The organism is Selenomonadales bacterium 4137-cl, assembly GCA_032334055.1.
Taxonomy (GTDB): Bacteria; Bacillota; Negativicutes; order Sporomusales; family UBA7701; genus Anaeroselena; species Anaeroselena agilis.
In genome coordinates, this window is record JAUOZS010000001.1 from 3850105 (window position 1) to 3871863 (window position 21759).

The 21759-nt window shown below is 58.6% G+C and carries 20 protein-coding genes; 10 read left to right on the forward strand and 10 right to left on the reverse strand.

The genetic code is table 11. The features are described from left to right. Window positions 1-77 precede the first annotated feature (77 nt). The 3 genes from Q4T40_19870 to Q4T40_19880 form a co-directional block, all read right to left on the reverse strand. Complete coding sequence (locus tag Q4T40_19870; GenBank protein MDT8903491.1) at window positions 78-1007, reverse strand: 2-dehydropantoate 2-reductase; 930 nt, start codon at window positions 1005-1007, stop codon at window positions 78-80. Between the two features lie 15 nt (window positions 1008-1022). Then, window positions 1023-1859 (reverse strand): 3-methyl-2-oxobutanoate hydroxymethyltransferase, encoded by an 837-nt coding sequence (gene panB / locus Q4T40_19875; GenBank protein MDT8903492.1) that lies wholly within the window; start codon window positions 1857-1859, stop codon window positions 1023-1025. 467 nt (window positions 1860-2326) lie between these two features. Further along, a complete protein-coding gene (locus Q4T40_19880) occupies window positions 2327-2803 on the reverse strand; it encodes an NUDIX domain-containing protein (GenBank protein ID MDT8903493.1) in 477 nt (158 codons plus the stop codon). 149 nt (window positions 2804-2952) lie between these two features. Here Q4T40_19880 and Q4T40_19885 point away from each other — a divergent pair, with 149 nt between their 5' ends. Genes Q4T40_19885 through Q4T40_19895 form a run of 3 tightly spaced genes read left to right on the forward strand, consistent with a single transcriptional unit; the run spans window position 2953 to window position 5672 of the window. Beyond that, window positions 2953-3969 (forward strand): NADH:flavin oxidoreductase/NADH oxidase, encoded by a 1017-nt coding sequence (locus Q4T40_19885; GenBank protein MDT8903494.1) that lies wholly within the window; start codon window positions 2953-2955, stop codon window positions 3967-3969. Beyond that, on the forward strand, window positions 3966-4535 hold the full coding sequence (locus Q4T40_19890; GenBank protein MDT8903495.1) for a cysteine hydrolase family protein: 570 nt from the start codon (window positions 3966-3968) through the stop codon (window positions 4533-4535). Before Q4T40_19885 ends, Q4T40_19890 begins: the two co-directional genes overlap by 4 nt. Window positions 4536-4553: 18 nt before the next feature. Next, window positions 4554-5672, forward strand: a complete 1119-nt coding sequence (locus tag Q4T40_19895) for a DUF362 domain-containing protein (GenBank protein ID MDT8903496.1) — start codon at window positions 4554-4556, stop codon at window positions 5670-5672. Window positions 5673-5697: 25 nt separating this feature from the next. On the opposite strand, the gene Q4T40_19900 is transcribed toward Q4T40_19895, so the two are convergent. Then, the gene (locus Q4T40_19900) at window positions 5698-6240 is read right to left on the reverse strand and encodes a CatB-related O-acetyltransferase (protein MDT8903497.1); all 543 of its coding nucleotides are present in this window, start codon (window positions 6238-6240) and stop codon (window positions 5698-5700) included. A gap of 412 nt (window positions 6241-6652) precedes the next feature. Here Q4T40_19900 and Q4T40_19905 point away from each other — a divergent pair, with 412 nt between their 5' ends. Continuing rightward, entirely contained in the window at window positions 6653-7492 is an 840-nt protein-coding gene (locus Q4T40_19905; GenBank protein ID MDT8903498.1) for a hypothetical protein, read from the forward strand. Between the two features lie 132 nt (window positions 7493-7624). On the opposite strand, the gene Q4T40_19910 is transcribed toward Q4T40_19905, so the two are convergent. Genes Q4T40_19910 through Q4T40_19925 form a run of 4 tightly spaced genes read right to left on the reverse strand, consistent with a single transcriptional unit; the run spans window position 7625 to window position 11440 of the window. Beyond that, window positions 7625-8287, reverse strand: a complete 663-nt coding sequence (locus Q4T40_19910; protein ID MDT8903499.1) for an energy transducer TonB — start codon at window positions 8285-8287, stop codon at window positions 7625-7627. Continuing rightward, window positions 8287-8703 carry a biopolymer transporter ExbD gene (locus Q4T40_19915; GenBank protein MDT8903500.1) on the reverse strand — a complete coding sequence of 139 codons (417 nt, stop codon included), beginning with the start codon at window positions 8701-8703 and terminating at the stop codon, window positions 8287-8289. The genes Q4T40_19910 and Q4T40_19915 overlap by 1 nt, the downstream gene beginning before the upstream one ends. Beyond that, window positions 8690-9325: a MotA/TolQ/ExbB proton channel family protein gene (locus Q4T40_19920; GenBank protein MDT8903501.1), complete on the reverse strand. Its 636-nt coding sequence runs from the start codon at window positions 9323-9325 to the stop codon at window positions 8690-8692. The genes Q4T40_19915 and Q4T40_19920 overlap by 14 nt, the downstream gene beginning before the upstream one ends. A gap of 39 nt (window positions 9326-9364) precedes the next feature. Beyond that, window positions 9365-11440, reverse strand: coding sequence for a TonB-dependent receptor (locus Q4T40_19925; protein ID MDT8903502.1), 2076 nt, complete (start codon window positions 11438-11440; stop codon window positions 9365-9367). 175 nt (window positions 11441-11615) lie between these two features. Here Q4T40_19925 and Q4T40_19930 point away from each other — a divergent pair, with 175 nt between their 5' ends. Both Q4T40_19930 and Q4T40_19935 read left to right on the forward strand, forming a co-directional pair. Further along, entirely contained in the window at window positions 11616-13988 is a 2373-nt protein-coding gene (locus Q4T40_19930) for an ABC transporter substrate-binding protein (protein ID MDT8903503.1), read from the forward strand. 73 nt (window positions 13989-14061) lie between these two features. Further along, the gene (locus tag Q4T40_19935; protein MDT8903504.1) at window positions 14062-14424 is read left to right on the forward strand and encodes a DsrE family protein; all 363 of its coding nucleotides are present in this window, start codon (window positions 14062-14064) and stop codon (window positions 14422-14424) included. Between the two features lie 54 nt (window positions 14425-14478). Here the strand turns inward: Q4T40_19935 and Q4T40_19940 are convergent, their stop codons facing one another. Continuing rightward, window positions 14479-15237 carry an HAD-IIB family hydrolase gene (locus Q4T40_19940; protein MDT8903505.1) on the reverse strand — a complete coding sequence of 253 codons (759 nt, stop codon included), beginning with the start codon at window positions 15235-15237 and terminating at the stop codon, window positions 14479-14481. After that, window positions 15195-16439 carry a glycosyltransferase gene (locus Q4T40_19945; protein ID MDT8903506.1) on the reverse strand — a complete coding sequence of 415 codons (1245 nt, stop codon included), beginning with the start codon at window positions 16437-16439 and terminating at the stop codon, window positions 15195-15197. Before Q4T40_19945 ends, Q4T40_19940 begins: the two co-directional genes overlap by 43 nt. Window positions 16440-16847: 408 nt before the next feature. Here Q4T40_19945 and Q4T40_19950 point away from each other — a divergent pair, with 408 nt between their 5' ends. The 4 genes from Q4T40_19950 to Q4T40_19965 all read left to right on the forward strand — a co-directional run bounded on the left by Q4T40_19950 (window position 16848) and on the right by Q4T40_19965 (window position 21738). Continuing rightward, a complete protein-coding gene (locus tag Q4T40_19950) occupies window positions 16848-17696 on the forward strand; it encodes a mechanosensitive ion channel family protein (protein MDT8903507.1) in 849 nt (282 codons plus the stop codon). A gap of 184 nt (window positions 17697-17880) precedes the next feature. Next, window positions 17881-18972, forward strand: a complete 1092-nt coding sequence (locus tag Q4T40_19955) for a hypothetical protein (GenBank protein ID MDT8903508.1) — start codon at window positions 17881-17883, stop codon at window positions 18970-18972. Window positions 18973-19328: 356 nt separating this feature from the next. Next, complete coding sequence (locus Q4T40_19960; protein MDT8903509.1) at window positions 19329-20009, forward strand: TMEM165/GDT1 family protein; 681 nt, start codon at window positions 19329-19331, stop codon at window positions 20007-20009. Between the two features lie 130 nt (window positions 20010-20139). After that, the gene (locus Q4T40_19965; GenBank protein MDT8903510.1) at window positions 20140-21738 is read left to right on the forward strand and encodes a glycosyl hydrolase; all 1599 of its coding nucleotides are present in this window, start codon (window positions 20140-20142) and stop codon (window positions 21736-21738) included. Window positions 21739-21759 lie beyond the last annotated feature (21 nt).

The window sequence follows — 21759 nt, forward strand, 5'->3', positions numbered from 1 at the left end:
AAGCGGCCCTCCCGTCCGTCCGAAAACATGAAACCCGCCTCCAAGCAGAGGCGGGTTCGTCGTTAAAGCCTGTAAAACTAAGGGCGGTTCTCGCGGGGGAGCTTCTCCAGCGCCTTGATCAGCAGCGTCAGCACCCGGTTGACCGGCGTCGCCACCCCGTAGCGCTCGCCCTCGCGGACAAGGGCGCCGTTGATCGCCTCGATCTCCGTCATCCGACCCCCCGACAAATCCTGCAGCATCGAAGAACGGTTCTGGGCGGTGGCCACGGCGACGGCCAGAACCTTCTCCACCGGGTCGCCGTACGGCAGCTTCACCCCGGCGGCGTCCGCCACCCTCACCGCTTCCTCCACCGCCAGCGCCAGCACCTGTCTGGTTTCATCATGTTCGGCCAGCTCGCCGTTTTTCAGGCCGGTGATGCCGGTCAGCGCGTTGATACCAACGTTGACGATCAGTTTACCCCAGATAAGGGACGCCACATTGTCGTCAGCCACGGTCTGTATGCCCGCCCGCGTCAGACAGGCGGCTATTTTCTCCAGGCGCGCGGTCAGTCCGCCGCCCAGCTCGCCGATATGGGTCTCGCCGCTGCCGCCGTGCATGATCCGCCCCGGCCCCAGCAGCGTCGCCCCCTGGGCGGTCGTGCCGGCGATCACCCTGCCTGCCCCGACCGCGGCGGCGATCGCCTCCGCGTTGCCGTAGCCGTTCTGGAGAGTCAGCACCGCCGTATCCGGGCCGAGCAGGCTCAGGGCCGTTTCGGCGGCCTTCGCGGTCGCGGTCGACTTCACGAATACGATCACAAGCTCGGCTGTGCCGATATCCTCCAGCCTGGTCGTCGCCTTCGGGCGGGCGACGATATCTCTGTCTGCGGCGGCGATGGCCAGTCCCTTGTCATTGATGGCCCGGACATGCTCTTCCCACACATCCAGCAGCCACACCTCTTCTCCCGCCAGCGCCAGACGGCCGCCGAACAGGCTGCCCATGGCGCCGGCGCCGATGATGGCGATCTTCACAGCCTCACCCCCGGGCTAATAAAGCCGTTTGAGCACGTCGTCCTTCATCGTGAAGCTGTGCTCCGGCCCGGGGAACTTGCCGGTCGCGACCTCTTCGGCGTAAGCGTTGAAGGCGGCCACGATATCCTGGCTGATATTTGCGTACTGTTTGACGAACTTCGGCACGAACCGGTCGAACAGGCCGATCAGGTCGTGGGTGACAAGCACCTGGCCGTCGCAGTGGACGCCCGCGCCGATGCCGATTGTCGGGATGGTAAGCTTCTTGGTAATGATTTCCGCCAGCGGTGCGGGAATAGCCTCAAGCACGATCGCAAACGCGCCGGCCTCTTCCAGCTTCAGCGCCTCGTTGATCATCCGCTCGGCCGCCGCGGCGTCCTTGCCCTGCACCTTGAAGCCGCCGAGCGCCGAAGCCGTCTGCGGCGTGAGGCCGATATGGGCCATGACCGGGACGCCGCCGTTGACGATCGCCCTTACCGTCTCCACCACCGGCAGGCCGCCCTCCAGCTTAATGCAGTCGGCGCCACCCTCCTTCATCATCCGGGTCGCGTTATACACCGCGTCGCTGATGCTCATATTATACGAGCCGAACGGCAGGTCGCCGACAATCAGAGTGTTCTTCGCGCCGCGCACCGTCGCCTTGCAATGGTGGATCATCTCCTCCATCGTCACCGGCACCGTGCCGTCATAGCCCAACACCACCATACCCAGCGAATCGCCGACAAGGATCAGCTCGATGTCCGTCTTGTCCACCAGGATGCCGGTGGGATAATCGTAGGCCGTAACCATGCGGATTTTTTTGCCCTGCTCCTTCATTTCCTTGAGCGCGGGGATAGTCACCTTCTGCTTAGCCATGGACGTTTCCTCCCATTCGAATATTGATACCGTACCGCAGCGCGCTGCCGCGCCGCTGCCTAATGCAATTAATTCGCTGCCGGAAAATAATTCCCTGCCCGTAAAAAGCGAAAAGGGTGGCGCACTACCACCCTTGTCGGCTACTTCACGGTTTAGTTCTTGCCGCTCTTGCTGCTGCACTTCGCCTCGAAACCGGAGAAAGTGGCGAAATCGCCCTGCACAGGGCTGTCCTGCGCGTCTTTATTCTTATCCTCAGCCATCGTTATTTCTCCCCGGGCTTTCTACGAGCACCCTTCGATGCACTTGAACCCGCATCTTACGCAGGCCTCGCCGTTCAGCACGTCCTGGTCGACCGCTACGGAACTCTCGCGGCTGCTGTCGGACTTCTGGGACATCGATCACCACCCCTTTCGGGTATTAGTGTGCCCATACCGGCGGTTGATAACACCTATCTGTTTTATTGCGGATTAACGGCTTTTCGCCAGCAGTGTCTGCAGCCTGACGATGAACTCCCCCTGCGCGCGGTTGATCTTCCGCATCGCCAGCGGCACGGGAAAAAAAGCCGCCTGGTCGATCTCCGGGAACCACTGCTGGCGACCCGACCCGGGCGGCCACTCCAGCGGGAAAAGATTGCTCGCCGGAACGCGCTCCTCCTCCCAATCGCCCTCGAACGCCCACGCGTGCACCACCTTGCCGCTCGCCTGCACCACCGAACCCAGCGGCATAAAATCGCCCGCCGCCGTCAGCCCCGTCTCCTCGGCGAACTCGCGGACGGCGGCCGCCAGCAGCTCCTCCCCGCTCTCGATCTCGCCCTTGGGGATGCCCCAGTAGCCCCAGTCCTTATTTTTCAGATACGGCCCGCCGGGATGAGCAAGAAAGATCTCCAGCGTGCCGCCGCGCCGCCGGAACATCATCAGGCCGGCGCTGACCTTATTTATTTTCATGACTGCTCCTTCTGCGCCGGACGTGGATATCCTCCCGGCGCACATCCATTATAGAAGTTTTCCCGCAGAGTGTCAGCCGGAAACAGGAATAAAAACCCTCCGTCCGGAAATATTGAAACAGAAAGCAAACCCGAAGGAGGTAATATAAAATGCTGTTCACCCCGTTCACCGCCAAGGGGCTAAACCTGAAAAACCGTATCGTCATGCCGCCGATGTGCAACTACGTTGCCGGCCGCGTCGGCCTCGCCACCGATTGGCACTTCGTCCACTACGTCACCCGCGCCGTCGGCGGCGTGGGACTCATCATCCAGGAAGCCACCGGCGTCGAGGACGGCGGCCGCATCACCGCCCGCGACCTCGGGCTGTGGAACGACGGCCAGCGCGACAGCCTGGAGCGCATCGTCGCCGCCGTTCACCAGCACGGCGCCAAAATCGCCGTCCAGCTTAACCACGCCGGCCGCAAAAGCGAAGTCGACTACCTCGAACCGGTCGCCCCTTCGCCCATCCCCTTCAGCGACAAACACCGCACCCCCCACGCCCTCACCGCGGCCGAAATCGCCGCCATCGTCGACCGTTTCGCCGCCGCGGCCCGCCGTGCCGCCGCCGCCGGCTACGACGCCGTCGAGATCCACGGTGCTCACGGCTACCTCATCAGCCAGTTCCTCTCACCCCTCGGCAACAAACGCGACGACGGCTACGGCGGCTCCCCGGCGGGCCGCGCCCGCCTGCTCGGCGAGGTCGTCGCCGCCGTGCGCGCCGTCCTTCCCGCCACCATGCCGATAATCGTCAGAGTCTCGGCCTCCGACTGGGAAGAAGGCGGCAACACCCCCGAATCCATGGCCGCCATGCTCAACCTCGTTAAAGGCGAAGGCATCGACATCGTCCACGTCAGCTCCGGCGCCGTCACCCCCGCCGTCCCGCGGGCCTACCCCGGCTACCAGATACCCTTCGCCCTCACCGTCAAAGAAAAAACCGGCCTGCCCGTCATCGGCGGCGGCCTTATCACCGAACCCATCCAGGCCCAGCAAGTCGTCAAAGCCGGCGTCGATCTCGTCTACCTCGGCCGCGAGCTGATGCGCAGCCCCTACTGGCCCCTCAAGGCCGCCTTCGTGCTCGGCCAGGAGACCGACTGGCCCGAGCCGTACCTGCGGGGCAAATTCCTGTGAACCGTCTGCCCGCGGACGCCGCCCTGCTCGTCGTCGATGTCCAGAAAGCCATCGACGACCCCGTATGGGCCAAACACGGGCCCCGCAACAATCCCGGGGCTGAGGAAAACATCGCCGCCCTGCTCGCCGCCTGGCGCCGCACCGGACGCAAAATCGTCCATGTCAGACACGAGTCGACCGAGCCCGGCTCCACCTACCGTCCCGGGCAGCCCGGCTGCGAATTCAAGCCCTGTGCCGCGCCTCAGCCCGGCGAACAAGTCGTCGTCAAAAACGTCAACAGCGCCTTCATCGGCACCGGCCTCGAACAAACCATCCGGGCCGCCGGCACCGCCTGCCTCGTCGTCTGCGGCGTCATCACCAACAACTCCGTCGAAGCCACCGTGCGCATGGCCGGCAACCTCGGCTTCGATACCTGGCTCGTCCATGACGCCGCCTTTACCTTCGCCCGCCCTGACTACGAGGGCCGCCTCCGGAGCGCCGCCGAAGTCCACGCCATGTCGCTCGCCAACCTCGCGGGCGAATACTGCCGCATCGTCACAACCGGCGAAATGCTCGCCAAGATTTGACCCCAGGGGGTGACAACCATGAAAGTAGCGGCCGTAAGCGTCGCCAGCTACGACCGCGCCGCGGTGGAAAGCGGCCTCGCCGAAGCGCTCGGCCTCCTCGGTGGCGTGGCGCGCTTTATCGCCCCCGGCGACAAAGTGCTCGTCAAACCCAACATGCTCGAAGGCCTGCCCCCCGAAAAGGCGGTCACCACCCACCCCGAGATCCTGCGGGCGGTGCTCCGCGCCGTCAAGGCGGGCGGGGCCACCCCCGTCGTCGGCGACTCGCCCGGCACTACCGGTACCCTAAAAGCGGCCGAGAAATGCGGTCTCCTCGCCGTCTGCCGCGAGGAAGACGTTCCCCTCGTTCCCTTCGAAGCCACCGTCGACCTTCCTTATCCCGCTGGCGGCATCGTCAAAAAATTCACCCTGGCGCGGCCCCTGGCCGAGGCCGATAAAGTCATCTCCCTCGCCAAGATGAAAACCCACACCTTCATGGGCATCACCGGCGCGGCCAAGAACATGTTCGGCTTCGTCGTCGGCATGCAGAAGGCCCAGTTTCACCTGCGGATGCAGGCGCGCAAAGAATTTGCCGCCATGCTCATCGACCTCGCCAACCTCGTACAGCCCGTATTATCTATCGTCGACGGCGTTGTCGGCATGGAAGGCAATGGCCCGCGCAACGGCAAACCGGTTCACGCCGGCGTTCTCCTCGCCGGGGCCGACTGCTTCGCCGTCGACGTCGTCATGGCCGAAATCATGGGCTTCGACCCCGCCCGCCTGCCCCTCACCGCCCTCGCCTGCGAACGCGGTCTCACGCCCCCTCTTGCCGGCATCGACCTCGCCGGCAGCGCCAAGGACATCCGGCTCAACTTCGTCGCCCCCCGCACCATGCTGTCGCTGACCGACCGTATCCCCGGCTGGGCGGCCGCCTTCGGCCGCAGCCACCTCACCGCCCGGCCGGAAATCGGCGCCGCCTGCGTCGGCTGCGGCCGCTGCGCCGCCCACTGTCCCCCTGAGGCTATGACCGTAACCGACGGCAAAGTCCGCATCGACTACGGCAAATGCATCCGCTGCTATTGCTGCCAGGAGCTTTGTCCGGCCGATGCGGTGCATCTGGAAGAGGGGCGGATGCTCAAGCTGGCGCGGCGGTTTTTGTGACCGGTTGATCTTTGCATGAGCGTGCTTAACCGTAAGCATTGATAAAATCGTCAATGTTACTGGACAATAATAAGGGCCAGGCTTCCATGATCTTTGCAAAAGGCCATTCCCACCAGGCAATTTTCAACAACTTCTTAATTACCTGCTCGTCAAACCGCAACCTGCACAACCTGGCCGGATTACCCGCCACGATGGAATACGGGGCGACATCTTTGGCCACGACACTATGTGCGCCGACGACGGCACCATCGCCAATTCTGACGCCGGACAGAATGAGCGCTTTACTTCCTATCCAAACATCATTTCCGATAATGACGTCGCCCTTCGACTTTGGATGGCCTGGGAAACAATGGGCCTGCTCGCAAATTGCACTGAATGGATAGGTGGTAACCCAGTCGGAACGATGCTCCCCGCCAAGCATGATTTCAACGCCGTCAGCGATGGAACAAAAGCGGCCGATTTTTAACGTTGCTCCTTCATCCCAGGAGAAAATCGTAGGCGAGCCATAGGTCCAGTCGCCGATATCGTAACCCCGATAAAGCTCGTTTTGGCTTAGAAAAAAAGACATGCTCCTATTCCTCCTCTGTACCAAAATATGCCGGCAGTCTGGCGGATGCCATCCAGCGATTCTTATTTCCCGGTTGTCGCCAGTCTTGCACGCGCCTTTTCCCCAAACAGGATAGCGGCGCTCCGACCAAGAGCATTTCGCCGCCCCGCTCCATGCTCTGCTCCCACTCGTCGACCGTATCCCCGGCTGGGCGGCCGCTGCTACTGCTGCCCTCTGATCGGCAGATACGGTGCACATGGAAAAGGGCCATATACTGAAGCTGGCGCAGCGATGTCAGCAAGCCCCGCATATTTGTAAAAATGGCGGGTTTTTGTTCGAAAACAGGATTAATACGGAGTTTGGAGAATTTATCTATTTATTTCAGTGCCTGCACGGACTGTTAATGCTTATTTGCTTGGGAGGGGGCTTTTGAGTGAAAAAGAGAACAATATTTGCTGTGCTTGCCGTCGCACTGGCTGTCGGTACTGTAAATCAGGCGCCGGTTTCCGCCTGTTACGGAGTGCGGGCAATGGGTATGGGGGGAGCCTTTATTGGTGTAGCGGATGATGTAAATGCCGTATATTGGAATCCAGCCGGAATTGCCTTTACCAAAGAAACTCAGGCCAATATACAACACATAACAAACAACCGCGAACTGATAAACTATATAGATATTGTCGAAGTGACCACCCCGGTAAAAAACGGGGCAATCGGGTTGACTTATGTTAAAGACAGGGCCGCCATGAACTACCTGATTCAAGGCCAAAACTATAATCAGGAGTGGTATGTTTTATCCTATGGCGCCAAAATCACGGATAACCTGGCAATAGGGACAAATATAAGGCAAGTAGTCGAGAAGACAGCCCTTAACGGCCAAACAGAATCAAAACACTTTACGGGGTTGGATGCCAGCCTGTTTTATAAAAATAATAAGTGGTCTTGCGGCTTATTGGTGCAGGACTTTAATAGGCCGACGACTTTGGACGGCGGCTATATGATTCGTAACTACCGCCCGGGTATTGCCTATCGCCCGGACAATAAAACAATTATCGCCGCCGATATTTATGATGCGACCGACGAAATAGAACGGGCGTATTGCGTTGGGGCGGAGTATAAGGCAAGCGATGCAATAACGCTTAGGGCCGGCTGCTACCAAAGGAACTTGACGTTCGGCATAGGCATAAAGGTAGGAAAGGACACGGAAGTCAACTTTGCGCACCTGGGCGGAGACTTGGGTGGCACCAACATGATAGGTGCGCAAACCAAATTCTAATAGTAGCAAAAAAGAGCACTTCACGAATCACCCGCCAAATAAGAGAAAGACTATGGACACCGAAAAATCCCGGTGTCCATAGTCTTTCTCCGCAGCTGTTGCACGGACCGTCAATTTTTTTATTCCGAACGGCTATCTCAGCTTAAAGACCACCGCTATTTTCGAAAAACAGCGTATCGCCTGCCTCGAATCGGTTTCGTGCGCAGGAATAAAGCGCCATTCCCTTACCGCTTGGACGGCGGCGTCGTCCAGCAGCTTGCTGCCGGACGAGCTAACAATCGATACTTCCCCGGGATGGCCGGTCTCCAGGATTTCCGCCTTGACGACAACGCTGCCTTCCACACCGGACTGCCGCGCTTCTTCCGGATAGCGAGGCTCGACTCGGGACAGAACCCTCGGCCCGGTGACGCCCTTGGCGGCCTGCCTACCTATTGCCCCGGGCGCGGCACTGCCGGCAGACTTATTTTTTTCGCCGCTGCCGGCGGCACTCATCCCGGGCTGTGAGGGGAAGACATCGTCAGCAACCGCTTTTGGGTCAACCGTGTGCTCCGGAGATTTCGCCACCTGTCTGATGACGACCTTCGCAGCCTGGGGATTCTCCGCCGCAGGCGGAGAAGGCTTGCGTTCGGGCTTGTCGCCCGTAGTAGGCACATCGATCAATTCCAACTCGATGGTTTGCGGCGCCTGCGGGTTAAAAAGCAATTTGCCGCTCCAAAACCCAACCATGCCGAACAGCAGAAGATGTATAAGGCACGACAGGAGCAGCGCTTTTCGCCAGACGGTTTGCCGAACCATCAATGTTCCCTCGGGGGCGGCCCGGTAGCCACGGCTACTCGCCGGACCCCCAACGCCTTTAACTCATCCAACACGGTGACTATCCTTCCATACTCGGTCTGCCTGTCAGCCCGCAGCAAAAAGGCGGGGTCCCCCCGTTGCGCCAGCAGGGCCTGTATGCGTGGCCTGAAAAGCTCCGGCGGAATATCCTCCCGGTCGATCAGTATCCGGCCTTCGCTGGTGATCGTTATAACCGTGTTTTTGGTTAATTCGGTCTGCGTGGTCGCGGCTGCCGGCAGATTAAGCGGCAATGACCGTTGTTCCACCATATACAGAGTGCTCATCATAAAGAACACCAGCAAGAAAAAGATAATATCGATCATCGGGATAATCATCAATTTTGGGGTCCGCTCGATGCGCAGGTTACGCAGTTTCATGCCGTTCACTCCGGTTCATGGCGGTCAGGAGAAAGGTGCAGCCCCTTTCCAGATCGGTAACAATCGCATCCAGGCGGTAAACGAAATAGCTGTGCACGGCAAGCGCCAGCACCGCGACGCACAGCCCCGCCGCCGTGGCCACCAGGGCCTCGCCCACTCCTCCCGTGATGGCTCGCGGCTGGCCGGAGGCTATGTTCATAACGCTGAACGACGAGATCATGCCAACAACCGTGCCCAACAAGCCCAACAGCGGAGCCAAAGTCACGATAGTATCCAGAATCCCCAGCCGTTTGCGCAGGTTGGCGGCGGCCAGCGACGCGGCGCCGGAAAGCATGTTTTCCAGACCGTGGCTATTTAAGTGTGGATGCTTAAGCCCTTCCGCCAAAACGTCCGGGATTACGCCGTCTGCCAGCCGGCATACTTCCAGGGCCCCGTTGTTATCGCCCTGCGCCAGTAAAGGTCCCAGCTTCGCCAACAGCGCGTCGGCATCGGTATCGGCGCGGCGGTATGCCTGAAACCGCTCGATGGCGATAGCCATCACAATTATCGAGCATAACAGCAAAGGATACATGACCAAGCCTCCCTTTTGGAAGACGGCCAGTGCGGCAGATAACGACTCCATATACATACCTCCATTGAGCGCCGAGCCAACTTATCCAGCCTACAGTTTGTAATGCCAGGACAGGGAATACGTTCTTCCCGGCATCGGGTAGTTGGCTTCAAAGTAATATTTGTCGAAAATATTGCAGATTGCCAGGCTGAAAACAGAGCGCTTGTTTTCTAGCTGAAACGACAGATCGGTCGTTGTATAGCCGGGCAGACTGCGCCCGGCGGCCGTCATCTCGCCGGTGTAATGCATATCGATGGCAGCCCGGAAGCTTCTATTTTTGTAATGGAAGCCACAGGAAAAGGTATATTCGGGCAAATTGTTCAGCAAAGTGCTGGCGTCGAGATTATCGCCGCCTTTGCTTCCTTTTTGGCGCGAAGCGGTTACGATTGTGCTGAAGTGCGGATTGGAATCGTAATTAAACGACATTTCCAGGCCCCGGATCTTCGCGTTGGCGACATTATAGGTAGGATAATAGCCCTGGGTGGTAAAGCGTGAAATATAAATGTTGATATAGTTATCGATGTCCATATAATAGCCGGTCACCCTCCAGGAAAGCCTGTCGGTCGCCTGCTTGCGCCAGCCCACCTCATAAGACCGGCCGTGCTCAGGATTGAGCGTACCGAAAGCCTGCTGCCACTCCGCCTGGGTGGCGAAACCGCGCGCCGCCGATATTTGCCGTGCCGTACTGCCGGCATCCCAGTTGAAGTAATTGTAGCTCCACCGGAAGTAATCGGCAGGGGTCGGCGGGCGGAAGACCGAACCGGCGCTGGCGTAGACCGTTTCCCGGTCGCTGATGTTGTGGGTTATGCTTAGCTTCGGGCTGAAATAATTGGCGTCGCTGCTGCATGGCTTCTGGGGCAGCGTGGCATCGAATACATCCATCCTAAACTTGGAATAGTCATACCGTGCACCCAGCCCGATGATCCACTTCGGATCGATCTGCCAGTTGTCCTGGAAAAACAGTCCGTTGAAATCCGTTTTCAACAGCGATTGATACGACGTCAGGTCATAGTTCATTGTTTGATACTGAAGCCCATACGTCAGCTTATGGTTTCCCGCGGTCGATGTCTGCTGCCAGTCGACGCCCCGGTCGGTAAGATTTGATTGCCATATTTGCCGCAGGGTGGTGTTGAGGGCCGTACGTCCCCATTCCGTCCGGAACTGGTTGTTCTGATGCAGGCTCAGCTTGCTGGAGCCGGAGGTATAACTAACGGAATAGTTATTGGCTCGCCAGAAACGGTAGCTGCCGTCCGTCAACGGCCAGCCGGCGGTGCCGAATAAGGTGGGAGGATCGTTGACAACAGGGTAGTTGGACAGGTACCCGTTTGTCGATCCCGGTTTATTCCCCGTGATTATTCCCTCTGTGCGGATATCATGCAGCATGGAAAAGTCGAGACTTTCCCGTGCATTGATCTTATAGCGAAGATTGAGATTCGCGTTTTTATCGTCGCTCCAGTTGTTGCGGTAAAATCCGTCGGATTTGTTTTTGTTGAGGTTGACCAGCCAGGAGTATTTGCCATCGTCGCTTGCTCCCTGGTTTGTGAAGATCACTTTCCGGGTGGCAAAAGAGCCGTAGCTGTATTTGATGTCTGATTGGACCTTGCCGGGAGCAGTTTCCGTCACCAGGTTGACTACACCGCCCCACGTCCCGGCATAAGCCGCCGAACTGGCGCCGGGGATGACCTCGACTTTCTGGATGCTGGCGATCGGAATGGAGTCCCAGGCAAACCCGCGGCCCAGCATCAAGCCGCCCTGGTTTTGCAGGATATTGCCGTTTATAGCGACCAGAAATCGTTCGCCACCCATGCCGCGCAACGTTGGCTGTGTGCCCGAATTGGGGTTGAACAGCACCGTAAACCCGGGAAGATCGCGGAACAAATCGGTAACGCTATTGATCTGGCCGGCATTGATTTTATCTTTGACATCGACGGTCGTCTTCTGAGCTTTCTCGATATCGACCTGCTCTTTTGCGCCGGTGACATATACTGTTCCCAATTCATATTCCGGCGCCGTCGGCGATTGCGCCGCATACGCCCGGACATCAACCGGATTAAGCAGATAAAAAGCGATTGCCGACAAGAGCAGTATTTGTCCCGATCTTTGCATTGGTTTTGTGAAAAATAGCATCCCGTACTCCCCTGTTTCCCCTAATATTTATCTTTTTTTATTTCGTTCTCTGTCACTATTATCCTTTGATAGGAAAAAATACAGATTTGTGAAAGGTAAAGGAAAATTTTGCATCAGGGAGGAAGTAATAAAATTATAGGAAAACGTTGCATAAATTAGGAGGCGTGCAGTGTAGATGAAACGGAGCAAACTTGCATACGGGTTATTCATCCTTGTATTTCTGGCTGTTGTAAGTCTGGGTGCCCAGCCTTGTTACAGCAAGCCGCTAGAGACAATCAAAATTGGGGCATTGCTGCCGCTATCCGGGGACTGGAGCGAGGCCGGCCGGGGGGCGCAGGCGGCCCTTGCGGCAGGCGTCGGTCAGGTAAACCATTATCTGGCTGCCTCAGGCTTGCGGCTGGAAATTGATATTCGCGATACGGAAGGCAAGCCTGCAAAAGCGCTGGCCGAACTGGCGTCGTTGGCCCAACAGGGGACTCGTATCGCTATCGGCCCCATGAGCAGCGAAGAGGCCAAAGTGCTGAACGAATACGCATCCGGCCATTCCATCCTGCTGGTAAGCCCTTCGGCGACCGCGACCGAACTTTCGAAAAAGGACAACTTCTTCCGGGTGATTCCCACCGACTGGAATCAGGCGGACGGGCTGATAAAGATCATGGACAGGGAGGGCGTAACCCATTTTGCCGTAGTATACTACGACGACGTATTCGGCCGGGGATTTTGCGAGCAGATGAAAACGGCGGCCTTAAAAAGCGGCAAACAAATGCTCGGCGGCATCCCCCTTGCGTCGTCGCCCGATTATGTGTCAACGGCGGGCGAGCTTGACAGGCTGACGCAAACGGCTGATCCCGCCAAAACGGCGATCGTGTTGATCGGCCCCGGTAAGCAGGCGGCCGAATTTGTCAAAAGCGTATCTCCCGCCAGCCCGGCTGCCGGGATGAAATGGTTTGCCGGCGCAGAGATTATCGGCAGCAAAGACTTTGTCGCCGACAAATCGGTGGCCGCTTTTGCCGCCGGTGCCCGCATGGAAGGCCTGAGTATCGGCTATAACGGCATTGCCCTCGACGCATTGCCCTCCATTAACTATTTCTTAAACGGCGCGGCGGACATCTCGCCTTTCGCGCTTACGACCTGGGACAGTCTCTGGCTGATCGCCGAGACTTGCCGCCAAAATCCGGAGGCCGACGTGGACGCGTTGAAGGCGACGTTGACAGCTACCGCCAAAGAATTCCGGAACTCCTACGGACTGATCAACACCATGGACGACAACGGCGATACCGTGAGCGCTCGGTTCATGCGCTATCAGCTTTATGCGACCGGCAACGGGAACTATGACTGGCGTTGCAAGGGTCATTACGTCAATCCGTCGATCAGCGCTCCGTTTATCAGGACAATCGAACCCGGGATCGCGAAAAACGGCGGTGTGGTCCGGGTCGGTGCGATACTGCCTCTGCGGGGCGATACTGCCCTGGAGGGTAAAGAAGTACAGGCCGTCCTTGAACTGGCGGCTGCTTCATTCAACAAGTATGCGTCTGACAATGGCTCGGGGATCAAAATCGAGCTGGTGGTCGAAGACACAGCCAGCAACCCGCAGACAGCCAAGGCGGTTACCCGGAAATTGCTCGATCAGGGAGTGAAGAACTTCATCGGCGCTGTGAGCAGCAGCGAGCTTGCCGCCGTGGAGCCGTTGCTGCGCTCGCGGGACGCGCTGGCGATATCGCCGATGTCCACCGCGCCATCGCTCAGCAAAAAGGACCATATCTACCGGCTAATCATGAATGACGGCTATCAGGCGCAGGCATTGGCTTCCCTGGCAAAACGGGATGGGATTAAAAATGTCGTTGTTTTATACCGCGACGAGGTCTACGGCCAAGACCTGCTGAAGACCTTCAGCGCCGCCTATGACGGCAAGGTGTTTCCGTTAGGCTACAACGCTGGCGACGGGAATCTCGACCAATTGCTTGCGCGGGCCGAACAACTGGTGGCTTCGGCAGGCGAAGACAACACGGCCGTGCTGGTGATCGCCTATAATGAAATTACGGAAATCTTACGCCTTAAGCCGGACAGCAACTTAAATTCCGTGCCCTGGTACGGCACCGACAGTATCGCCCTGCAAGGCGCGCTCTGCAGCGACGGGACGGCGGCGGGGGTTGCCGCCCGGGTCGGGCTGACAGCGGTCGGCTACAGCGCGTACGGGAATTATTTCGACCCCTTATACCACGTCATAAACTATCAACTGGCGGATAAAATTCACCATCAGATTAAAGAAAGCTCGGTCGCCGCCTTTGACGCCTTGTGGATGATTGGCTGCGCCTACCTGGAAAACGGCGCTGCCGCCGACAACAAAAAAATCGCCGCCTATGTACAAAAGGCGGTTTTCCGGGGAGTAAGCGGCCTTGTCGCCCTGGATGCATACGGAGACCGCAGCATCGGCTACTACAGAATCTACCGGTTCAACGAGGCCAAAGACGGACAATACCGGTGGACCAACATCGGGCTGTACAGCTTGGACTACGCCAAAAAAGGCATAATAGAAATAAACAAGTAAGAAAAGTAATCAATTATCAAGCCGCGGTGAACGCCGCTACGTCCGCATCATATTAAAATGAGGGGGAATGGTTGTGAATCAGGAGATTACCAAGGAAGACGCCAACGAACTATACGTTCTTTGGACCAGCGGAGACCGCGAAAACGCCTTAAGCATGGCCTTCATGTACACGCATAACGCCAAACTCAAAGGCTGGTGGGAAGACGTAACCCTGATTGTCTGGGGCGCGTCGACGAAACTGCTGGCTCAGGATGAGGAACTGCAGGCGCGCATCAGGCAAATGATCGACGCCGGTGTCGACGTAGTGGCCTGCTTGGCGTGCGCCGAGATGTTCGGAGCGACGAAGTTGCTGGGTGATCTCGGCATCGAGGTCAAGCCCATGGGGTACCCGTTGACGCAACTGCTTAAAGCGGGCAAAAAAGTTCTTTCCGTATAGTGTCACATGTAGCGCCCTGCCGTCGGAATAGACGGCAGGGCGCTTTTCATATGATTAACCGTCAAACAGGCCGAAGTTCTGCAGCCCTTCCAGGATTCCCGCCGCGTAATGTGCGCTGGCGAAATGGACGCCGCCCTCGGTGCCTGTCAACTGGCGCCTGAAATCGGGGCAGGCGTTGCCGACGACAATCCCCCTAAAACCCTGGACGAACATCGAATAGTCATTGCCGCTGTCGCCGCACACGATCACCTGGTGATCCGCGACATCGCGCATCTTCTGCACAAACCGCAGAGCCGGGCCTTTGCCCGCTCCTTCCGGCAAAACATCGATGATCCGCCCCAGGGAAGATATGATCTCGACCGGCAGTTTCAGCTCCCGCTTCATTTCGCATAACTGGGCCAAAACCGCTTTATGATTGCCGCTATCGGTGGTGTACGATAACCGGAACCGCGGGCGGATTGGTTGCATGATCAGATTATTGACATTCGCGAACAGAGACCGTATCTCGGCGGGATTCCAAGTGGAACCTATCTTCGTTTCCCAGCCGGCGTTGCGGATAAACTTGGGCGCGACATGAATCTCCGTGCCCACGTCGGAGACCAGCACATCTGGAGTAAGCAGCCCGTCGGACTCGACAAGCCGCCGGGCGGAAGAGAACAGGCGGCCGGTTATATACACCAGCAAAATCCTCGACCGGTGGCGCTTTATAACCCGATTCAGCGTGCCTAGGGATTGCCGGCAGCCTACCAGCGTGCCGTCAAGATCGGTGGCTAATAAATATTCTGGCGGATGCTTGGCGTCTCTTTTCGGCATTCGACCACCTCGCGGTATATTTTCGTCAAATCCGACGCAACCTGCAGCCAGGAATACCTTCGGGCGTGCAGGGCGGTATCTTTTCTCATTCGGGTACTCAAATAATCGTTGGTGAGCAATTCATAAATAGCATCAGCCAGCATCGCCGGGTCTTTGGGTTCCACCAGGATGCCGGTAATCCCGTCCAGCACAGTATGCCGCAGCCCACCCGTGTTCGAAGCGATCACCGGGCAGCCGCAGGCCATGGCCTCGAGGGCGACCAACCCGAAAGACTCGTAATAAGAAGGGACGACCGTCGCTCTGGCCATAGAGAAACATTGCGCCAACCCTTCGTGTTTCAGGGGGCCGAGAAACTCAACACAGTCAGTCAGCGCATTTTCGTCGATGAACTTGCGGTAGCGACATTTTTCGGCGCTGACCGCCGACTCCGGCAAATCGAGGGGGTCGCCGCCGCAGATCAGCAGACGGACGCTTTTCATTGTCTGCGGACGGTTCGCCTTCAGCGCCGCCATCGCCTTGAGCAGGACGCTCAGTCCCTTGTTTTCCTCGAACCGGCCCGCGAACAGCAGCGTATTGCGCCTGTCGGCGACGGTTTTCGTGTGGGGATGGAAAACGCCGGTATTTACCCCGCAAGGCACCAGGCTGACTTTATCCGGGGCAACCCCGTAATAATCCCGCAGCACTTCTTGCTCGTCCGGCGTGGTCGCCACTACGCAGTCCGCGGTTCGCAGCAGCCTTTTTTCCGTGTCCAGCCGGATTGTGACCGCCCTCGTCCTGTTCTGTTCCATGGCATTGCTGCGGATAACACCGAGCGAATGAGAGGTATGGACGAGCGGTAGCCCGTATCTACTCCGCAGATGCTGCCCGATATAGCCTGACAGCCAATAATTGCTGTGGATAAGCGAATACTTATCCGGACTTCGTATGAACGCCGTCAGCTCGCTGATGAAATGCGGGATCATTGCGTACATGCGCTGCTTCGGGAAGAACCCCTTCTTGCCCGCTTCCAGGCGGATGACCCGCGACTTTTTGCCCAACACCTCCACCTGCGGCGCTTCCGGATCAGACCAGTGGGTAAAGACATCGGCCGCGAACCCGAGCCTTTCCAGCGCGGTAACAACTTCTTTCACATAAATATTTTGTCCGCCCGACTGAATCCCCCCCAACTTTGCCAACGGATCTCCATGATATGAAAGGAACATTACCTTTTTCCCCTCAGGCAAGTTAACCCCTCCTAAAAAAATTTCAGCCTCCCGGCTGTTAGGGCTAAGTCTATTGTGTTGTAAAAGCCTCGACTAAACAGCGGTTTTGCTGGGATTAATTTACTAACAATTTTATTATAGTATATGGGTTGTTAGTACGTCAAGTTTGCACTACAATAAGATTAAGGATGATGAAAGGGGGGACTGTCTCTGTTTCAGGACCTTCTACAGCAAACAGTCTTCAACAATACGGTCGAAAAGTACCTTATAGCCCTGGCCGTTTTCGTCGCGACGCTGCTCGCGCTCAAACTGTTCGACAGCCTTGTCTTAACACGTCTCAAAGAATGGGCCGAAAAGACCGAAACCAAGGCCGACGACTTTTTTCTTGCCACCCTGGAGCATACCTTCATGCCTGCCCTGTACTTCGCCGCCTTCTACGCGGCCACGCGCGGCCTGGCTCTTAATGCTGCGCTGAGCCGTGGCGTCGATATCCTGGGAATCATTATTCTCACGCTGTCCGGCATCAGATTCCTGGTCGCGATGGCGGACGTCGCCCTGAAATATCTGCTGCATACCAGCGGCAACCCTGAGAAAGAGCGCAGCCTTAGAGCCATCGCCCCCATATTCAAGGTAACGGTATGGATGATCGGCCTCGTCTTTCTCCTCGACAACCTCGGGTTCGAGATCTCGGCCGTCGTAGCCGGGCTGGGCATCGGCGGCATCGCGGTCGCTCTGGCCGCGCAGGCCGTCCTGGGGGACCTTTTCAGCTATGTCGCCATCGTGTTCGACCGCCCGTTCGAAATCGGCGACTTCATTATTATCGGCGAACACATGGGGACAATCGAGCACGTAGGCATAAAAACGACCCGTATTCGCAGCCTGAGCGGCGAGCAGGTCGTATTCTCAAACTCCGACCTCACCAATTCCCGTATCCGCAACTACAAGCGGATGATTACCCGGCGGGTCCTGTTCAAATTCGGCGTCATCTATTCCACCGCCGACGAACAGCTGAAAGAAATACCGGCGATCGTCAAGCGCATCATCGAAGCCGCCGAAGGAACGACGTTCGATCGCGCGCACTTTTTTTCCTTCGGCGACTTCAGCCTCGATTTCGAGGTGGTGTACTATGTTCAGGGAAACGACTACAACCGCTACATGGACGTTCAGCAGACCATCAACCTGAACCTGAAAGAAGAGTTCGCCCGGCGCAACATCGAATTCGCCTTCCCCACCCAAACCCTCTATCTGCAGCGCTAACGAGGCACCCCTGCTCCGCTTAGCTTCCCCTGGGAGCTTCTGCCGTATCAGGCAGGAACACCGGGCTTTGCGTAGAAATAGCATTATAACCCAAGATGCATACGCGTGCTGAGCATACCTCCAGTAGTTAATACTACTAGGGGGTTTTTTGTACCGGATGAAAACCGCTGGAGGAGGAAGAAAAATGAGTTTCAAACTGCCGGCCTACCGCGAACCAGACTTTCGGCAGCCGCGCTTGCTCGACTGCCCCGACGTAGCCGTGCGGCGGGTGGAGAAGGCGGGCGTCGCCCCCGACAACTTTCACGCCACCACCATATTCCCGGAATACTACAAGCTCGGGGGCGAATGGAAGCTATTAAGCCAAAGCCGGATGGACTGCACCGTCGTCCTCGGCGGGGGCGGCAACCTGGAAGCGAAGGAATTCCGTCGCCTGCAGCCGGGCGACATGGTTGCCGTCGGCAGAACCGAAGACGGCAGCGAAGGCATCTACGTCCACACCGCCGGCTTCCGGGAAAACCCCGGCCTGGCGGAAACCTTCGCCTTCCGCACCGGCCGGTCGCGGGAAACCTCCTACTCGCGGGACTACGACCGGCTGTACGAACTGCTGCGCTTCGAAAAAGACAACGGCTACATCGTCTGGGTGCTGGGACCGGCGGTCGTATTCGACTCCGATTCCAAAAAAGCGATGATCTCCCTGATCGAAGACGGCTACGTCCATGCCATCCTTGCCGGCAACGCCCTCGCGGCCCACGACCTTGAAGGGGCGGTCCTGAAAACGGCGCTCGGGCAGGATATCTACACCCAGGAAAGCTTGCCGGACGGCCACTATCACCACCTCGACATCATCAACCGGGCGCGGGCCAGCGGTTCCCTGGGCGAATTCATCGGCGGCCTCGCGGCCGACGCCAGCTTAATCTGCGCCTGCGCCAAAAACAACATTCCCGTCGTCCTCGCCGGCTCCATCCGCGACGACGGGCCGCTGCCCGGGGTATTAGCCGACGTCTACGCCGCCCAGGACGCGATGCGCGCACACGCCCGGAAAGCAACCACCGTTCTCTGTCTCGCCACCCAGCTCCACTCCATAGCCACCGGCAACATGACCCCCGCCTATCAGGTGGTCGACGGTGTTGTCAGGCCGGCGTACATCTTCAGCGTCGACGTCTCCGAATTCGCGGTCAACAAACTCCGGGACCGGGGCACGCTCGAAGTCACCTCGATCGTCACCAACATCCAGGATTTCCTCGTCAACCTCAGCCGTAACCTCGTCAAGGGCTAGCCCGCAAACAAAGACCCCGGGGGCGGTACCCGTCCCCGGGGCCTTATCCATTGCTCAATGATTTTCCGCCCCCCCCGGGTCGGCTTGACAAACCCTCCCGCCGCGGTTAAACTTAATACACAGCCTCATAAGACAAGCCTTTCGCCCTGAAGGGGAGTAGCTTGCGAGGCAGAGTCAACACACTGGCGGCGACGCCTGGCTCTGCCGTCGGCGCAGCCGATAAGCGAGACCTTTGGTGTGGTCGTTTTTTCGCGGCCAGACCAATGGTCTCGTTTTTTAGTCCGCCGGAAAGGACGCAGCGCCTGCTCCCCGCGAAGCCGGAGCTTCCAATCAATCACCCGAGGGAGGATATGCACGTGACCGCCTACATCGCTTCGATGCTCTTCGTAGTTCTCGCCGAAATGGGCGACAAAACCCAGCTCCTGGCCATGGCCTTCGCCGCCCGCTACCCCTGGCGAACGGTAATGTGGGGCGTATTCGTCGCCACCATCTTCAACCACCTCTTCGCTGTCGTCGTCGGCAACTACCTCACCGCCGTCGTTCCCCTCGGCTACATCAAGCTCGCCGCCGCCGCCTCGTTCGTCGTCTTTGGCCTGTGGACCATCCGCGGCGACTCGCTCGACGGCGAAGACGAAAAAACCGGCCGCAGCCCCTTCTGGACGGTCGCCGTCGCCTTCTTCATCGCCGAGATGGGCGACAAAACCCAGCTCGCCACCGTCGCTCTCGCCGCCCAGTATAGCACAATCATTCCCGTATGGCTTGGCACGACCACCGGCATGCTCATCGCCGACGCCATCGGCATCGTCTTCGGCATCGTCATGGGCAAAAAAATCCCCGAACGCGCCGTCAAATGGTTTGCCGCCATCGTCTTCATCGCCTTCGGCCTTGCCGGCCTCTATGAAGCCCTTCCGGCCGGCGTCGTCACCCTGCCTGTCGCCGTTGCCGCCGGGGTATCGCTCGCCGCGGCGATGTACGCCGTCGCCCGCTGGGGGAACAGCGCCGGCGAGGAGAAAACAGCCGCCGCAACCAAAAAATGATGCCCACCCAAATAGCCGCCCGCGCAGGGGCGGCTGTTTTTCCGCATGGCCCTTTTGCCGCGGAAAGGATTGCCAGGCGGCCGGACGTGCGGTACACTAAACTTAACTGTGCCCACCAGGGAGGATCGCAATGTTCACGAAAAAAACGCTGCTCGCCCTATGCCTGCTCGCCGCTCTTTGCTGGCCCGCCGTTTTCGCCGCCGCCGCCCCGGCCGTCATCGTCAACGGCTATCAGGACGAAGCCGGCCGGCGCTTTCCCGAGGACGACGTCAAAACCATCGTCGCCGCCGGCGACGGCTACAACATCTACACCGACGAAGCCAACGGCTTCAGCCTCCGTTACCCCGCCCACATGACCGTCGACTGGTCGCTGTCCGCCGTTCGCACCGTCATCGCCGACGACACCACCCGCATCGAAATCTATCATGACGACTTCCGCGGCACCGCCGCCACCGCCGCCGACTACATCCACTACGGCAACAAATACGTCAAAGCCTCTCCCCATCACACCATCCTCGCCGACCGCTGGCTGCAGGCGGGCGGCCGCCAGGTTCACCTCCTCGCCTGGACGCGGCCGGCGTTGGCCCGCGTCAGCGGCGACAAAAACCACTATGCCTCCCTCGAAATCGTCGCGGACGAAAACGACGTATACACCGTCTTCATAAAATCCGCCGTCCCCATCACGAACGCCAGCGACATCCTCGCCGGCTTCGCGGTCGTCGACCGCCGGGGCGTCCCCCGCAACTACAAGCGCTATGCCCCCTCCCGCACGCCTATGAACGCCGAGACCGCCGCCTTCTTCGGCCGCTACTTCGGCGATCGCGCCCCGCTCACCTGGGGCATCTTCGAACCCTCCGCCCCCCAGACCCTCGGACCCCTGGCCGCCATCGAAAAGCGCCTCGACTTCACCTTTCCCGTCCTCCTTCACTATCAAATGTTTGACGAGCAGTTCCCCGTCTGGGGGCTCGACAATGCCTACCGGAACGGCAAATATGTCGAACTGACCCTCCAGACAGTATTCTCCGGAGAGGTCAACGCCCTGTGGGCCACCGAAAACCGCAACGCCGGCATGGTCTACGCCATCCTCGACGGCCGCTACGACGACTACTTTGCCGCCTACGCCGACAAACTCAAAGCCTTCGGACACCCCGTTCTCTTCCGCCTCAACAACGAAATGAACGGCGACTGGTGCTGGTACTCCGCCTTCTACACCGGCAAGGACGCCGACCTCTATCAGGCCCTGTGGCGCTACATCCACGACCTCTTCGTCGCCCGCGGCGTCGAAAACGTCGTCTGGGTCTGGAACCCTCACGACGTATCCCTGCCCGCCTTCAAATGGAACAACTACCTCGCCTATTACCCCGGCGACGCCTATGTCGACGTCATCGGCCTCACCGGCTACAACAACGGCACCTACTTCCCCGGCGAACGCTGGCGGGAATTTGCCGAAATCTATCCCGCCCTCCACGACGAATACGCCAACCACATCGACAAGCCTTTCATGATCACCGAATTCGCCTCCAACTCGGTCGGCGGCGACAAAGTCGCCTGGATTCACGGCATGTTCGACGGGATAAAGAAACTCGACCGCCTCAAAGTCGCCGTCTGGTGGAGCGGCGTCGACTTCGACCGGCAGGGCAATCCGGGGCGGATCTACCTCATCAACGAAAACGACGCGGTCCTCGACGCCTTCAGGGAAAGATTGAAAGAATACAAAGGCGGCCGGTGACAAGCGGCAGCATCATGGCAA